16 protein-coding genes are annotated in these 15604 nt (G+C 71.6%); all 16 read right to left on the bottom strand.

The genetic code is table 11. The features are described 5' to 3' along the window. Position 1: 1 nt before the first annotated feature. A complete protein-coding gene (locus AC1DSA_RS20465; protein ID WP_477892607.1) occupies positions 2 to 505 on the bottom strand; it encodes a TlpA family protein disulfide reductase in 504 nt (167 codons plus the stop codon). Beyond that, on the bottom strand, positions 502 to 1782 hold the full coding sequence (gene ccmI / locus AC1DSA_RS20460) for a c-type cytochrome biogenesis protein CcmI (RefSeq protein ID WP_477892605.1): 1281 nt from the start codon (positions 1780 to 1782) through the stop codon (positions 502 to 504). The genes AC1DSA_RS20465 and ccmI overlap by 4 nt, the downstream gene beginning before the upstream one ends. Then, complete coding sequence (locus tag AC1DSA_RS20455) at positions 1779 to 2279, bottom strand: cytochrome c-type biogenesis protein (protein WP_477892603.1); 501 nt, start codon at positions 2277 to 2279, stop codon at positions 1779 to 1781. Before AC1DSA_RS20455 ends, ccmI begins: the two co-directional genes overlap by 4 nt. Then, positions 2276 to 4261 carry a heme lyase CcmF/NrfE family subunit gene (locus AC1DSA_RS20450; protein ID WP_477892601.1) on the bottom strand — a complete coding sequence of 662 codons (1986 nt, stop codon included), beginning with the start codon at positions 4259 to 4261 and terminating at the stop codon, positions 2276 to 2278. Before AC1DSA_RS20450 ends, AC1DSA_RS20455 begins: the two co-directional genes overlap by 4 nt. Then, positions 4251 to 4931, bottom strand: a complete 681-nt coding sequence (gene ccsA, locus AC1DSA_RS20445) for a cytochrome c biogenesis protein CcsA (protein ID WP_477892599.1) — start codon at positions 4929 to 4931, stop codon at positions 4251 to 4253. Before ccsA ends, AC1DSA_RS20450 begins: the two co-directional genes overlap by 11 nt. 140 nt (positions 4932 to 5071) lie before the next feature. Beyond that, positions 5072 to 5617 (bottom strand): tetratricopeptide repeat protein, encoded by a 546-nt coding sequence (locus AC1DSA_RS20440; protein WP_477892597.1) that lies wholly within the window; start codon positions 5615 to 5617, stop codon positions 5072 to 5074. A 5-nt stretch (positions 5618 to 5622) separates the two neighbouring features. Further along, positions 5623 to 6468, bottom strand: coding sequence for a cytochrome c biogenesis protein (locus AC1DSA_RS20435; RefSeq protein ID WP_477892595.1), 846 nt, complete (start codon positions 6466 to 6468; stop codon positions 5623 to 5625). After that, entirely contained in the window at positions 6465 to 7433 is a 969-nt protein-coding gene (locus AC1DSA_RS20430) for a hypothetical protein (RefSeq protein WP_477892593.1), read from the bottom strand. Before AC1DSA_RS20430 ends, AC1DSA_RS20435 begins: the two co-directional genes overlap by 4 nt. Continuing rightward, positions 7430 to 9925 (bottom strand): cytochrome c3 family protein, encoded by a 2496-nt coding sequence (locus AC1DSA_RS20425; RefSeq protein WP_477892592.1) that lies wholly within the window; start codon positions 9923 to 9925, stop codon positions 7430 to 7432. The genes AC1DSA_RS20430 and AC1DSA_RS20425 overlap by 4 nt, the downstream gene beginning before the upstream one ends. Next, positions 9925 to 10992 carry an NHL repeat-containing protein gene (locus AC1DSA_RS20420; RefSeq protein WP_477892590.1) on the bottom strand — a complete coding sequence of 356 codons (1068 nt, stop codon included), beginning with the start codon at positions 10990 to 10992 and terminating at the stop codon, positions 9925 to 9927. The genes AC1DSA_RS20425 and AC1DSA_RS20420 overlap by 1 nt, the downstream gene beginning before the upstream one ends. Next, entirely contained in the window at positions 10989 to 12008 is a 1020-nt protein-coding gene (locus AC1DSA_RS20415) for an NHL repeat-containing protein (protein WP_477892588.1), read from the bottom strand. Before AC1DSA_RS20415 ends, AC1DSA_RS20420 begins: the two co-directional genes overlap by 4 nt. Next, on the bottom strand, positions 12002 to 12376 hold the full coding sequence (locus AC1DSA_RS20410; RefSeq protein WP_477892587.1) for a c(7)-type cytochrome triheme domain-containing protein: 375 nt from the start codon (positions 12374 to 12376) through the stop codon (positions 12002 to 12004). Before AC1DSA_RS20410 ends, AC1DSA_RS20415 begins: the two co-directional genes overlap by 7 nt. 190 nt (positions 12377 to 12566) lie before the next feature. Then, positions 12567 to 13139: a c(7)-type cytochrome triheme domain-containing protein gene (locus AC1DSA_RS20405; RefSeq protein WP_477892585.1), complete on the bottom strand. Its 573-nt coding sequence runs from the start codon at positions 13137 to 13139 to the stop codon at positions 12567 to 12569. Beyond that, positions 13136 to 14020 (bottom strand): hypothetical protein, encoded by an 885-nt coding sequence (locus AC1DSA_RS20400; protein ID WP_477892583.1) that lies wholly within the window; start codon positions 14018 to 14020, stop codon positions 13136 to 13138. The genes AC1DSA_RS20405 and AC1DSA_RS20400 overlap by 4 nt, the downstream gene beginning before the upstream one ends. Further along, positions 14017 to 14946 (bottom strand): hypothetical protein, encoded by a 930-nt coding sequence (locus AC1DSA_RS20395; protein ID WP_477892581.1) that lies wholly within the window; start codon positions 14944 to 14946, stop codon positions 14017 to 14019. The genes AC1DSA_RS20400 and AC1DSA_RS20395 overlap by 4 nt, the downstream gene beginning before the upstream one ends. Positions 14947 to 14973: 27 nt before the next feature. Then, positions 14974 to 15604: c(7)-type cytochrome triheme domain-containing protein (locus AC1DSA_RS20390; RefSeq protein ID WP_477892579.1), on the bottom strand; the 631-nt coding region annotated here is incomplete at its 5' end.

Below are 15604 nucleotides of genomic sequence, written 5' to 3'. Positions count from 1 at the left end.
CTCAGCCGTCTTTCAGCGATTGCGCGAGCAGGCCGCGCACCTGGGCGGTGTCCCAGTCGCGGGCGCCGACCCAGCAGGCAATGACGCCGCCGCGCGGATCGACCAGGAAGGTCTGCGGCAGGGCGTCCAGCTGCAGTTCGCGCACCACGGGCTGCGAGGGCGAGAGCACGGAGCCGGGCAGGCGCGCGGCGACCTGCCCCAGGTATTCGCGCACGGCGAACAGGTCCTCCGCCAGCGCGATGGCGGTGACGGCGATGCCCTGCGGGGCCAGCGCCGCCGCCAGCCGCTCCAGCGCCGGCAGTTCGGCACGGCAGGGCGGGCACCACAGCGCCCACATGTTGATCACCTGCGGGCTGCCGCTGGCCGGCAGGTGCGTCTTCGCCTGGCCGGTGAAATCGCGCACCGGCAACGCCGGCAATTTGGGACGGGCCTGGGCCTGCGGCGCGGGCCCGCAGCCGGCCACGCACGCGGCGAGCGCCGAGGCGAGCGCCGCGCGTCGCTTCACTGCACGACCTCGTTGAGCACCAGCTTGAGGTCGCGCGTGCCCACCTTGACCGGACCGAGCGAGCCGGTGATGTCGCCGGGCTGCGGCATCGCGTTGCCCGACTTCGAGATGCGCGCCACCAGCATCACCTGCGAATGCAGCGACAGCTTGGCCTGCGGCGCCATCGCCAGCGAGTCGTCCAGCTTGAAGCGCACCGGGAAGCCGCCGGCCTCCTGGCGCAGGATGGCCAGCGGCATGCGGCTGCCGTCGGCCGGCCGGGCGTAGATGAACAGCACCGAGCCGGGGGCCATGCCGCCCTTGACCGCGTCGGCCAGCGTCACGCTGCCTTCCACGGTGGCACCCGTGGCGGCCGCCGCGTTGTCCGCGGGCGTCGCCGGCGCGGCGGGTGCGGCCGGGCGCGCGGCCACGGTGGCGCCGCTGTCCTTGCCGCCGGCTTCGGCCTGGGCGATGTTGGACTGGACGGCCTTGGCCTGGTCCGAGCCCGGGGGCAGGGTGGCCAGCAGCTGCTTCCACCAATCGGCGGCCTGCGCGAAGTCGCCCCGGTTGAAGGCGGCGGTGCCGGCCAGCGCCAGCGACTTCTGGTGCTTGGGATCGGCCTTCAGCGCCTCCATCACCAGTTGCGTGGGGCGGCCTTCGAGGCTGCGGCCGTTGACCATGGCGAGCACGTCGGCGTAGTCGGCCAGCAGTTGCGGATCGCCGGGCGCCAGCGCGTTCGCCTTGTCGTAGGCCTGCGCGGCCTCGGGCATCCGGTTGAAGGCGACGTAGGAGCGGGCGAGCATGTGCCAGCCGGCGGCGTCGTTCGGGTTCTGCTTGAGCTTCTGCGCGAGGCTTTCCACCATCGCCTCCATCTGCTCCTGCGTCAGCGGGTGCGGGGCCTGTTCGGCGCGCGAGGCGACGGCGCTCTCGTCGACGCCGCGCAGCGCCGAGGGCGTGCCCAGGAGGCCGTAGAGCGCCAACGCGCCGGCCGGGATCAGCAGCGCCACGGCGACGATGAAGGCGGTGGACTGCGGCGTGTGCGACACCGGCGCGGGAGTCTCCACGTCGCCCACTTCCTCCACGACGCGGGCCTGCAGCTCGGCCAGCGCCTGCGCATGCTGCTCGGGCGTGAGCGTGCCCTGGGCGAAGTCCTCGTCGATCTGCGCGCGCTGGTCGCGGTACGCCTCGATCGGCGAGGCGACGCCCCGCTTCACGGTCGGCGGCCGCAGCAGCGGTGGCAGGACGAACAGCATGGCGCCCGCCAGCAGCAGGGCGACGCTGCCCCAGAAAGCAATCGTCATGTTCGGATCTCCGGCTCGTCGGCGAGCAGTTGCGCCGCCTTCAGGCGTTGCGCGTCGGTGAGTTGGCTGGGGTCGGTGACGGTGTCGCGCCGCCGGCGCACGATCAGCACGCCACCGGCGATGCCGGCGGCCAGCAGCGCGAAGGGGCCCACCCACAGCACGACGGTGGTGGCCTTCATCGGGGGGCGGTACAGCACGAAGTCGCCGTAGCGCTCCACCATGAATTCGATGATCTGCTTCTCGCTCTTGCCGGCCTTGAGCTGCTCGCGGATCTGGTTCTTCAGGTCGGTGGCGAGGCCGGCGTGCGAGTCGGAGATGGTCTGGTTCTGGCAGACCAGGCAGCGCAGTTCCAGGCCGATCTCGTTGACCCGCTTCTCCAGCACCGGGTCCTCGCCGATGACGGGGGCTTCCTGCGGTGGCTCGGACTGCGCGCGCGCGCCGGTGATGCCGGCCAGTGCGACCAGCAATGCAGCGGCCAGCGTCAGCAGCGGCTTCATGTCCGGGCTCCGGCGAGCGCCGCGTCGTCCTGGCTGCGCGCGGCCTGGCGGGCCGTGCGGTAGCGGCGGTCTGTGGCCGCGAGCAGGCCGCCCAGCGCCATCAGCAGGGCGCCGCCCCAGATCCAGTCGACGAAGGGCTTGACCTGCAGGCGCACCGCGAACGCGTCCGCCTCGATGTTCTCGCCGATCGACACGTACAGGTCGCCGGTGAAGCCGGGGGCGATGCCCGCCTCGGTCATCGGCATGCCCTGCGCCGTGTACATGCGCTTCTCGGGGTACAGCGTGGTCACGTCCTTGCCGTCGCGGCTGACCTTCATCACCGCGCGCAGGCCCAGGTAGTTGGGGCCGGTGTATTCGCCGATGCTGTCCATGCGGAAGGCATAGCCGCCCAGCGAGGCGGTGTCGCCCGGACGCATCTTCACGTCCTTCTCGACCTCCCAGGTCTTGACCATGGTCACGCCGAAGATGAACACGCCGACCGCGAAGTGCGCCATCAGCATGCCCCACTCGCCGCGCGGCAGCACGCGCGGCAGGCGCGCGAGCCGGCTGGCCAGCGAACCCTGCAGGTTGCGCGTGCGCTCCAGCACCGCCATCACGGTGCTGCCGGCGACCCACACGGCCAGCAGCACGCCGAAGGAGCTCAGGAGCGAGCCGCCCGTCACCAGCGATACGCCGGCCGCGACGAAGGCCGCCAGCAAGGCCCAGCGCAGCCGGATGGCGAGCTCGGGCACCGAGGACTGCTTCCAGCGGGACAGGGGGCCGATGCCCATGAGGAACACCGCGGGCGCCATCAGCGGCACGAACACGGCCTCGAAGTAGGGCGGGCCGACGGAGATCTTGCCGAGCTCCAGTGCGTCGAGCAGCAGCGGGTACAGCGTGCCCAGCATCACGCTGGCCGCCGCGACCGACAGCACCACGTTGTTGGCCAGCAGCATGGACTCGCGCGAGACGGCGCTGAACTTGCCGCCGAGGCCGACCTTGGGCGCGCGCGCCGCGAACAGCATCAGCGAGCCGCCCACCACCGTGACCAGGAAGCCCAGGATGTAGACGCCGCGCTTGGGGTCGGTGGCGAACGCATGGACCGAGGTCAGCACGCCGGAGCGGACCAGGAAGGTGCCCAGCAGGCTGAAGGAGAAGGCGAAGATCGCCAGCAGCACGGTCCACGAACGGAACGCGCCGCGCTTTTCGGTGACGGCCAGCGAGTGGATCAGCGCCGTGCCCACCAGCCAGGGCAGGAAGGAGGCGTTCTCCACCGGGTCCCAGAACCACCAGCCGCCCCACCCCAGTTCGTAGTAGGCCCACCAGCTGCCGATCGCGATGCCCATCGTGAGGAAGGTCCAGGCGATCGTGGTCCAGGGACGCGACCAGCGCGCCCAGGTGGCGTCGAGGCGGCCGGACAGGAGCGCGGCGATCGCGAAGGCGAAGGCGACGGAGAAGCCGACGTAGCCCATGTACAGCATCGGCGGGTGGATCACCATGCCGGGGTCCTGCAGCAGCGGGTTGAGGTCGCGGCCTTCGGCGGCGGCGGGCAGCAGGCGCTCGAAGGGATTGGACGTGAACAGCAGGAAGCCGAGGAAGCCGGCGGCCAGCAGTCCCATCACGCCCAGCACGCGGGCGACGATGGCCACCGGCAGCCGCTGGCTGAACAGCGACACGGCCACGCCCCACACGCCCAGCATCAGCACCCACAGCAGCATGGAGCCTTCGTGCCCGCCCCAGACCGCGGCGATCCGGTACGGCGTGGGCAGCTGGGTGTTGGAGTGCTGCGCGACCACCAGGATGCTGAAGTCGTTGTTGACGAACGCAGACGTGAGCAGCACGAACGCGATCGCCACGAACAGGAACTGCCCCTGCGCCGCGGGCTGCGCCACCGCCATCCAGGCGGTGCGCCCGCGATGGGCCCCCACCAGGGGCAGGATGCCCTGCACCAGCGCCAGCATCAGCGCGACGATCAGGCAGAAGTGGCCGATTTCACCAATCATTGTTGCTCCTTGGGCGCGCCGCATTGCAGCGCGCCAGCACCACGGCGCCTGCGGACATGCAGAACGCCAGCGTCATCATCGCCATCGCCGTGACGGCGAACGGAGAGCGGCCGACGCTCGCGGCGGCGCGCTCATGCAGGGTATGCCACCAATTCACCGAAAAGTAGATGGCAGGAATGTTCAGGGCACCGACCAGCACCAGCACGGCGGCGGCCCGCTCGGCGCGCAGCGGGTCCTCGAGCACCGCCAGCAGCACCATCGCGCCACCGTACAGTACCAGCAGCACGAGCTCGCACACCAGCCGCGCATCCCATCCCCACCACGCGCCCAGGGCCCGCTGGCCGGCCAGCCCGCTCCAAAGCGCGACCAGCGAAGCCACTACACCCACCGGGGCGATTGCCTGCAGCAGCCGGGCCGGGCCGTCGTCGGGCTGTCCCAGGATCAACGCGGCGGAGGCCGCCGCCGCCGCGTACAGCAGCAGCGACAGCCAGGCAGCGGGAACGTGGAGCAGCACGATGGTGAGCTCGCCGGCGTTTTCCGTGGCCGCGGGCGAGGCGCCGATGACCACGCCCGCGGTGCCCAGCAGCACCGCGCCCACGGCGAGCACCCGCACCAGCCGGCTGGCCGGGATGCTTTCGCTGCCGGGGAAGAAGATGCGGGATGCGGGCAAGGGTGGTCGGTCTCCAGGGAGGGCCTGTCTGCACGGACCGTGCCAGCTGCTTTCCAGGGGGCATGCGGGTCGGCCGGGGTGGGAACCGCTTCCCGCACGCAGGAAGGTCCGCCCGGCATTCCCGGAAACAGGAAGCCGCGCTAGGGGCGGCGCGGCCCGGAGGCAGGCGCCGCCGCCGCGTGGCGGCCGAGCTTTTCCTCCCACTCCCAGAGGGCGGAGCGGGCGCGGGTGCGATGGACGTCGTCGGCGGGGCTGAAGTGCAGGTAGGTGCGCATGGCGCCCAGGGCGGCCTCGTAGTCCTGCCGGGACTCGGCGACGAGGGCCAGGCCGTAGTAGGCGTTGGCCTGGCGGGGGTTCAGTTCCACGGCCGCCTGGAAGAAGCCTTCGGCCGCRGCGGGCTGCTGCAGCCCGATCAGCGCGTAGCCCATGTTCACGTGCGCCTCCGGCATGCGGGGCGCGAGTTCCAGCACGCGGTGCAGCGCGGTGACGGCATGGTCGTACTGCTTGGCGTGCAGCATCACCACGCCCTGCTCGAAGCGCTGCCGCAGCTCCGATTGCTGCATCTGCTGCTGGTGCTCGATCCGGCTGACGAAGGCCGGCGCGGAGGTGGAGCGGACGATGCCGCCCACCAGCACCAGGCCAGAGATCAGGACGGCGGCGGCAAGGGTGGTGGGAGGCTGTTTCATACGGCTCATACGGCGCCCTTGTGCGGCGCGAGGCTCACGAACGGCACGCCGAAGAAGGTGAGGAAGGCGATGACGAAGACGCCCACGATCATCAGGGCGCCGGCGCGCGGGCCGAGCTTCCAGGTGAGGCGGGCATGCACGGCGGCCGACAGGGCGATCCAGGTCACGAAGGCCCAGGTCTCCAGCGGATCCCAGGCCCAGAACCGGCCCCAGGCGTCCTGCGCCCAGACCGCGCCGGCGATCAGCATCAGGCTCTCGAACACCAGCGCCGCCATCATGAAGCGCCAGGCGAGGAAGTCCACGGCGGCGTCGGCCGGCATGCGGCGGAACCAGCGCCGGCCGCGCTCGCTGCGGCGCGCCAGCAGCACGCCCGCCAGGCCGGTCGCCACCAGCGCGCAGCCCAGGAAGATCTTGCCCATGGCCACGTGCACCCACAGGATGGGCATTTCGTAGGTGGGCGGCAGCAGCGTGTCCGAGGCGTCGGACACCAGCAGCCACGCGCCCATCACGGCCAGCAGCGACAGCACCACCGGCGCGCTGTCGCGCAGCACCGGCACGCGCAGGCTGCACAGCCGCCAGACCAGTCCCAGGCTCACGAGGCCGCTGGCGAGCACTTCGAACAGGCTCAGGAAGGGGCCGTGGCCGATGCGGCTCCAGCGCAGGGCGATGCCCAGGGCCAGCAGCGCCAGCGCGACGTCGTGCAGCGACAGCGCCAGGGCCGGCGTGCCGCGCGCGGGCGTATCGCCCGCCGGGACCGCCGCGAGGCGCCACGCCAGCAGCGCGGAACACCCGACCAGCAGCGCGCCCAGGTACAGCACCCAGGTGTCGGCGGGAAGCATCGCCAGCTTCATGCCGCCGCTTCCTGCAAGGCCGGTGCCAGCCGCCCCACGCGCTGCCACAGGTGCCAGGCCAGTCCCGCCACGCCCAGCAGCGAGACGAGCAGCAGCGGGATCAGCGTGGGATCGTAGAAGATGCGGTAGCCCATCCAGCCGGTCAGGCGCTCGTAGCGCAGGCTGCCCTGGGGCAGCGCCAGCGTGCCGCCGGGCTTGAGTTCGTGCCGGACGCCGGCCGCTTCCACCACCAGCGTGGCCGGCACGTCGGCGGGACGCAGCGTCCAGGCGACGTCCTCCGGCAGCGCGCGTTCGATGCGCAGCCAGAAGCGCAGCGGCGTGCCGTCCGGGGCCGTCCAGCCGTTCTCCTGCTTCCAGTCGAACATCGGATAGCTCGGCATGTGCAGCGCGCCCTGCACGGGCGCCGCGCCGTCCTGCTGCCACGTCAGCAACGGCGCGAAGCCCTTGTTGGGCGTCGTGTAGAGGCGGTAGCCCTGCAGCAGCAGCGGTGTGTCGTCGCCCACGATCTGCGGCGCGGCCTCCTCGGGCAGCCAGACCGTGCTGCGCGTTCGCGTGCGCTTGACCCGGGGCGCATAGTCGACCTCCCAGCCGGACTGGCGGAACTGCAGGCCCTTCCAGGCCTCGCCGTGCCAGGGGCCGCGGCCGGTCACCTCCACCAGCGAGGCATCGTAGAAGCCGTCGCTCACGACCTCCACGCGGCCGTCGAAGTGCGTGAGACGGCCCCAGCCGGCCAGCAGCAGCACGCCCAGCAGCGCGAAATGGAACACGCCCAGCCCGCCGCGCCGCAGCGCCGGCCGCAGCGCGATCGCCGCGGCGAGGTTGACGCCCAGCAGCGCCAGCGGCAGCGCGATGGCCATCGCGGGGAGCTGCGGCAGCTGCAGGGCCGCCAGGATCGCCGCGGCCAACGCGGCAAAGCCCGCCAGCGTCAGGCGCACCGAGGCGAGCGTGGCCAGCAGGCGCTTCATGGCATGTTCACGCAGGCTTCGTTGCTGTCGCGCATCCAGCTCTTGCCCGACTGCCCGTTGCCCGGCGCGCCGGCGGAGCCGCAGTTGGTGTCCGACCAGTTGCCGCTGGTGGCGAAGCTGCGCACCTTGAGCACCGCGTTCATGTAGTAGGGGGCGTTGTTGTAGCCGGCGGTGGTGTTGTTGCGCACCTGCGTGCCGGGCGCGAGCCCGGCCTCGGCGCCGACGTCGTTCAGGTTCACCAGGAAGGCCTTGTTCTTCCAGCCGTGCGGCACGGCCACGTGGCACCAGCTGCAACGCAGGCGCTGGATCTTGTCGGTATGGAATGCGTGCAGGTTGCCCTGGCTGCTGTTGTAGAAGCCCGAGGTGGCATTGCTCACGCTGCCCAGGCCGTTGCGGTCCGCGTAGTTTGCGGGGTTGTGGCACTTGAAGCACAGGGCGTTGGCGGTGAAGCTGTTCTCGCGGCCGGAGGCGCCGGTGGTCGAACTCCATTCGCCCTTGAGCAGGAAGTTGTTGGTCGACCCGTGCGGTCCCCACGGATTGGGGCTGGACGGCACCACGCTGTCCGCGGCGGTGTTGTTGCCGTGGCAGTCCGTGCAGTACATGGTCTGCGAGCCGACGTTGGCCGCCGCGTTCCACGGCGCGCGCCAGGCGTTGGTGGCATTGCCGTCGGTCATGCGCCGGACGGCCAGCGTGCGGCCCGTGTTGTCCACCACCGGGTGCCAGCCGCGGTGGTTGTTGGTGCGGAAGTTCACCGTGTAGGTCTGCCCCGGCGGCGTGCCGGCGAAGGCGCCGCTGTCGACCGTGCTGATCTCGCCCTTGTGGCCGGTGGGCGCCTGGAACTCCATCGCCTGGTCGGTGAACCGGGTCACGCCGTTGGTGCCCGAGGGCGTGCCGCCGCGGCTGTCGCCCACCAGGGGCGGCGTGTCGAAGGCGTAGTTGGAGTGGCACTTCAGGCAGACCTGGTACTCGCGCGTCACCCAGGTGCTGCTGGCCGTGGTGGCGGCGCCGACGCCGCCGTCGCCGCGCTTGACGTCGAAGCTCGCGGGCAGGGTGCCGAAGGCCGCGCCGCCGTACACCGGCTGCACGCCGTAGCTCCCCTTGAGCACACCCGAGGCGATGTTGGTGTGCCCCGCGGCGTGGTTGTGCGTGCCGCCGGCGTCCGGCACGGTGGCGTTGGCGTTGAACAGGCGGTTCTTGATCACGCGGTGCGGGTTGTGGCAGTCGGTGCACTCGACGTGGCGGTTCAGCAGGTTGCCCTTGCCCAGCAGCGCGGGCGACTCGATGAAGTCCTTGCCGCGCTGGGTGCCGGTGCCGGTGCCGATGTCGTGCACCTCGCCGCCGGTCTGCTGGTCGGCGGTCTTGATCGGCATGTGGCGCGTGAGCGAGAAGTCGTCCTTGATGTTGGGCACCTGCGTCACGTTCGACAGCGCGCTCTGCGCCAGCGAGGCGTGGCACTGGTAGCAGGTCTCCTCGATCGCGGAGGTGCCGCCGGCCTTGGGCGTGGCCAGGCTGTCGGTGCCCTCGCGCAGCAGGCGGCGCGCACCCTGCACGGTGTGCGTGTCGTGGCAGCTCAGGCAGGCGGCGCGCCACACCGGCAGGTTGGCCGGGAACTCGCGCTGCGCGGCGGCGGCGGTGGTGAACTGCTCGTCGGCCACCTGCGGGTTGGCGTGTGCCGACAGCGCCCAGGTCTGGCCGGCCTTGTCGTGGCAGGCCAGGCAGAAGATGTCGGACTGCTCGGAGAAGTTGCCGCCGGTGGGCGACGACTCCTGCAGGCGGTTCAGGCGCAGGAACTTGCCCGTGCCCTTGCTGGCGTCGGTCTCGCGCAGGTGCGGGTCGTGGCAGGTGGTGCATTGCAGCTGGCCGTTTTCCAGCGGCAGTCTGGGCTTGACCTGGCCGCGGACGCGGGTGCCCACCACGGTGCCGTCGGGCGAGCGCAGCTCACCGTCGCGCGCGGCGAGCGCGGCGTCGTAGGTGAAGGAGATCGGGTGGTCGTTGCTGAGGTCCACGCCCAGGTTGCGCGTGAAGCCGGTCGTGGTGCCGGCGCCGGCGGGCATGGTGGTGCCGGTGCCGGTGCCGGTCATGGCGATCGCCTGGTTCGCCTTGCCATTGAGCACGTTGACGTTGCCGATCGCCATGGTGCCGTCATGGCAGGACAGGCACAGCCGCGACAGTCCCCCGGGACCCTGCGACAGCTCGTCGATGTTGGCGTCGATGGAGCTCGAGTTGTAGGTCGAGTAGGTCGCGCCCGAGAGCTTGCGGTTCCACAGGGGCGCGTTCGGGATGTTCTCGGCCGCGTGCGGCGTGTGGCAGAACACGCAGATCTGCGACTCGCTGGTGGCCTTGGTGGTCCCGGGCCCGGAAGTGGACAGGTTGTGCTTGGTGTTGGAGATGTCCGCGATCTTCGCGGCATGGCCGGACTGCGGCGCCTGCAGCAGCAGCAGCGCCGCCAGCAGCAGGGCGAGGAGGAAGGTAGCGACGCGCGCGAGGGTCATCAATTGCCGCCCAGGAACTGGAAGACCGCCACGCGGCCGTTGAACATGTCCGCGACGAACACGCGGTTGCGCCGGTCCACCCACACGCCCGCGGGCAGGTAGAAGTGGCCGTTCTCGTTGTCGCTGCCGGTCAGCGACATCAGCAGGCGGGCCTCGCGGTCGAACACCAGCAGCGTGTCATGCATGGATTCCACCACGTAGAAGTTGCCTTCGTCATCGGCGGCGACCCCCTTGGGCCGCACCAGGTTGCCGACATAGAGCCCGCGTTCGCCGAAACCCAGCACCGGCTTGCCCTGGAGGTCGAAGCCCTGCACGCGGGCGTTCATGGAGTCGGACACCAGCAGCAGGCCGTCGGCCAGCGCCAGGTGGGTGGGGTAGTTCAGTTCGCCCGCCTCGGTGCCGCGCCGGCCCCAGGTGGCGACCAGCCGGCCTTCGTCGTCGAACACCTTGACGTCGTGGGCGTGGGTGTCCGCCACGTAGATGCGGCCGCTCTTCGCGTCGCGCGCGATGCCGGTCGGCCGCTGCAGCACGTCGATGCCGAATTCCCCCAGCGGCGAGCCGTCTGGCCCGAGGCGGAACACGCGGCCCAGTTCGGCGTCGGTCACCAGCACCTGCCCCGCGGGCCCGGGCGCGATGCCGATGGGCGCCTCGAAGCGCGTGGTGCGGGTGGCGCGGTCCCACACTTCCAGCTTGCCGCCGGCCTCGTCGAACACGAACACCGCGTTGCGGCTGACGTCGGTCACGAGCACGCGCCCGGCGGCGTCGACCATGCCGCTTTGCGGCCGCTGCAGCACCACCGGCAGTTCGCGCTCGTCGCCCAGTCCCGCGATCCAGGCCAGGAACTTGCGCCCCGCGCCGCGCTCGCCGCCGTCCTTGGGCTTGAAGTTCTTCTCGCCCGTGAGCTGCCCGAGGTAGCGGTAGCGCGGCACCTCCTGCGTCTGCGGCGGCGGGAACACGCGCATGCCGTTGCCCGGCGGCGTGTCCAGCTGCATCACCATGGGTTCGCTGGCGCAGCCCGCGAGCAGGACCGCCGCGAACAGCAGGGCGAGCCGCGGAAGAGCGCTCATCGCGGCGTCCCGCCGGTTTCCATGGAAGCGGGGGCGACCATCATCACCTGCACCCGGCCGTTGACGCTGTCGGCGACGTACAGCAGGTTGCCGTCGAGGGACAGCGATTCGATCCGGCCGAAGCGCCCGAGGCCGCCGCCCATGCCGCCCGCGCTGGCCAGCAGCTGCGGTCCGCGGAACACCTTGATCCGCTGGTCGGCGTCGTCGCTCACGAACACGCGGCCGGTCGCGTCCACCGCCAGCGCGCGCGGCTGCACCAGGTGGTTCTCGCCGATCACCTCCAGCGGCCGGCCGTCGCGGTCCATCACCACCACCAGCTGTGCCGCGCGATCGAGCACGTACAGCCCCCGCGGACCGAGCGCCATCGCGGTCAGGCTTTGCAGCGCGCCCTCGCGCCGGCCGCCCAGCCGCGCCCGCAGCGTGCCCAGCGGATCGAACACCAGCACCCGGCCGGTGGCGGAGTCGCCCACCAGCACCTCGCCGCGGTTCTCGGGCACCACCACGGCCACGGGTCGCGGCGCGTCGGACTCGCTGAGGAAGCGGCGCACCACGCGGCCGCGCGGGTCGTACTGCACGACCATGTGCTCGGCCGGCAGCGCCACCCAGGCGGAGTAGTCGTTGCCCAGCACGATCGACGTGCCGTGGTCGGCGACGCCGCCGCTGAAGGTGGCGAAGACCGACATGGCGTCGCGATTTCGCTCCAGCCGCCACAGCGTGCGGCTGCCGGGGTCGGCGACCAGCGCGATGTCGTTGCGCGCCGCGACGCCGGTGGGCTGCACGAAGTTCAGGCGGCCGCCCGCGGGCCGCGCGCCCATCACCGGCGCCTGCGGCTGCGCCTCGACCCGCCAGGCGCCCGCGATGCTGAGCCAGGGCGTGAGGATGCGCGACGGGTCGTTGGTGGGCGGCTGCGGCGGCGTGGCGCCCGGGTCGTCCACCGCGGCGCAGCCCGCGACGCCGAGCCCCAGGCTTGCGCCCGCTGCGAGCAGCGCACGGCGGCGCAGGGAGACGTTCACCATTTGCCGGGTCCCTTCGTTTCGGCGGATCCCTGGATGCCCGCCGGCACGCCGGGCTTGGCGGAGTGGCACAGATCGCAGCGGTCGGCCGTCCATGCGATCTGGCCGTTGTGGCACATGCCGCAGAACCGGCCTTCGATGATGTCGTTCATCTGGATCACGTTGGCGCCCGCCCGCATTTTGAACCCGAGTTCCGAATGGCACACCTTGCAGCGAAAGCGGATGCGGTGGAACCAGTGGGGGAACACCACCGCGCGCACGCCCTGACGGGTGGAATTGCGGTCCAGCACCACGTCGCCGTACTCCGCCGCGACGGGGAGGGCGACGGCGAGGCCCAGCGCCAGGACGAGCGCGCGGGGCGAGAGATTCACGGAACCTCCCCCAGGATTGCCCGCTGCGCGGGCTGCTCCTCCCCCCTCCGCAAGCGAAGGGGGCGAGCGCCTTCGGGCGGCCGTTCGGCGCTCATAGGAACCTCCCCCAGGATCGTCCGCTGCGCGGCCTTCTCCTCCCCCCTCCGCAGGCGAAGGGGGCGAGCGCCTTCGGGCGGCCGTGCGGCGCTCCTCATGGCGGTGCCTCACGCACGAGCACGCCGCCGAACGCCTGGTGCTCGGGGCTGCCGCGGTCCACGCTGTGGCAGCGCTTGCACTCCGTCAGCGGAAAGGCGACGGCGCCGTGGCACAGGCCGCATTTCTCGCCGGACAGGATCAGCATCATGTTGATCCTGGTGCCGCCGGCCTTCTGCTCGAACAGGTTGGCCGGCGCGTGGCAGTTGCTGCAATCGAGCCACGCCGTGTGCTGGCGGTGCGGGAAGCGCACCATCGGCATCTCGCCGGTGTTGCGCAGCAGGACTTCCGTCGTGCGCAGGTTGACCTTGGTCTCGGGCAGGATGTTGGTGCGCGGCTGGATGTGTCCGCCGTCCAGTGCCTGGACCCAGCGCACCTGGTTGCCGGCGGTGTCCGGCGGCAGCGTGGAGAGCGCCTCGCCCGGCTCCTGCAGCACGCCCACCGCGGGGCTGGCGGGATCGTGCACGCCGTCGCCGGAGATCTTCAGCCAGCGCTGTCCCGCGCCCACCGCCGCGAGGCAGAGGCCGGCCAGCACCAGCGCGATCAGCCAACGCGTGCGCGTCATCGTCATCCCGGGATGTACACGCCCGCCGCCCGGATCGCCTTCACCAGCTCGCGCGTGGAATCCTCCAGCGTCTTGATCGCCGTCTTGTGGTCGTTGCGCGAGGCCTGGCCTTCCGCCTGCTTGCGCAGCGTGGTGGAACTCGCAACCGCCTGGTCCACCATCGGATCGGGGCCGCTGGCGCGCTTGTCCTTCAGCAGCATGTCCACCAGCATGCGGTGGGTGTCGTTGCGGTCGATCTCGTACTGGTATTCCTCCAGCGGCGTGGCGAAGTTGAGCGAGCGCACGAGCGTGTCGCCGTTGCGCATGGTGCCGATGGCGGCCTTCACGATCCAGTAGGCCTGGTCCACCTTGGACTTCGCCTCGGCCAGCTGGTTGGCCGCCGCGAGCTTTTCCGCTTCGGCCATCAAGGCTTCGGCTTGCTGCGCGGGCTCGGCGGCCCGGGCGCCGCCCTTTTCGGCGGCGATGCGCTTTTGCGCATCCACCAGGGCACGCGTGGACTCGAGCCGCGCCGCGTAGTCGGAGCGCTGCTTGGCGTCCGTCACCTGCTGCGGCGAGGCCAGGCGCACGCCTTCGAACATCGCGCGCGAGGATTCGTCCAGCAGCTTGTTGGCGCTTTCCAGGTCGCCCGCACGCAAGGCCTCGCCGGCCCGCTTGTGCAGGTCGCGCGCCTTGGTGCGCTGCGCGGCCGCGGCGGACACGGCGCTGGCCTCGATCTGCTTGGCCCCCGAGGAGCTTTCGATCAGCGTCTGGGTCGAGCCGAACTTGCGTTCCAGCTGCTCGCGGTCGGGCGTGGGCAGCCGCGAGGGCTGCGCGAAGGCCGCCGCGGCGCACAGCAGCAGGCAGGCCAGCGTGCCGGCGGCGGGGCCGCGGGAAGAAGGCTTTCTCATGGTGAACCACCCATCGTTTGCGGGACCTGGAGGCCGGCCGCCTGCAGCGCGCGGCGCAGTGCATCGGTCCCCTCGGTCACGTCCTTGATCGCGGCGAGCGGATCGCGGGACAGCTGCGCCTCGCCGCGCTGGCGCAGTTCCGCGGCCTGCGCCACGTGCCGGTCGACCAGCACGCGCGCTTCCGCCGAAGGCCGGAACTCCAGCAGCGCCAGCGGCACCAGCCGCTCGAAGCTGCGGAAGCGTTCCAGCTCGAAATCGAATTCCTCCTTGCGGTCGGCGAAGCGCACGTCGTACACGATCGTGTGGCCGGCCAGCCGGGCGGAAGCGTCGTCGAGCAGCAGCATCAGCGCGGCGTCCAGCTGCTTGTTGGCCTCGATGTAGCGGTTGCTGCGCGCCAGCGAGGTGGCCTGGTCCACCAGCACGTCGGCATGCGCCACCACCTGCTCGCGGCTTTCCTTGCGCTGGGGCGCCGTCGCCGGCAGCGCGATCAGCGCCGTGCGCCGGAGCGCCGCCACGCTGTTTTCCAGCTGCTCGTAGCGGGCGCGCTCGGCGGCCTGCTGCGAGCCGGGGTCGGGCACCAGCTGCTGCGCGCGGCTGACTTCGTAGATCGCCTCGTTCAGCAGGGCATCGGCGCCGCGCAGCGCGCCGTCCGTGGTCAGCTCGCGGGCATGCGCCAGCAGCTCGCGGGCGGTGGCGAAGTGCTTGCGCGCAGTCTCGTTGCCGCTGCCGGCCACGCGCGCGGCCACGGGGGACTGGTTCAGCACGCGGTCCAGCATCGCGGCCTTCTGCTCGAGCATCTGGGCGGTCACGACCGGCGCCGCGCGCGGGGCGGGGGGCTGGGGGCCCTGCGCGACGGTGACGTCCGCGGCCTGCAGCAGCGCGAGCGCGAGGACGGCCTGGTTCCAGGAGAGCTTGGCGTGCGTCATGGGGCTTTCCTTGGCGATCGGGGTGGATCAGCGGGCGGCCGGCGCGGCGGCCGGTGCCGTGGGCGGCGTGCCGGCGGTGGCCGTGGCTGTCGCCGTGGTCTTGGGCTTGGAGTGGCACAGGCGGCACTCGGACACCGGGAAGGCGACCTTGCCGTGGCACACGCCGCACTGCTGTCCCAGCAGGATGCTGGCCATGCTGATCTGGTTGGCGCCCTTCTGCGGCTTGAAGATTGCCGGGTGGCAGTTGGAGCAGTCCAGCCATTCGGTGTGCTGCTTGTGCGGATAGACCACGTCGGGCATGGAGCCCTTGACCTCGCGCACGATGTTCAGGTCCATCACGGCCGGGACCGCCTTGGGGTCGAGCCGGTCGGCGCGCGGATTGATCTTGTTCTCGCGCAGCGACTTCACCCAGTCGACGCGGTTGCCGGCATTGCTGCGCGTGAGCTCGGTGAAGGCGGTCAGCGGCGCCTGCAGCGCGAGCGTGCCGTCGTTGGCCGGATCGTGGATGCCGTCCTCCGCCGGCGGTCGGTTGCGCACGCCGGGGGCGCGCAGCAGGCGGTTGAAAGAGTTGACGTTGCCGCCGGCCTGCGGCGCGGCCGCAGCCGTGGCCACCGCGGGTGGCGCCGCGGCGGGAGCCCCGGCGGCCGCGGGTGCCGGT

Source organism: Ramlibacter sp. P4_H7 (assembly GCF_056400765.1).
Note: the sequence above shows the minus strand (reverse complement) of the source record. Positions and strands in the feature narration are given on the sequence as shown.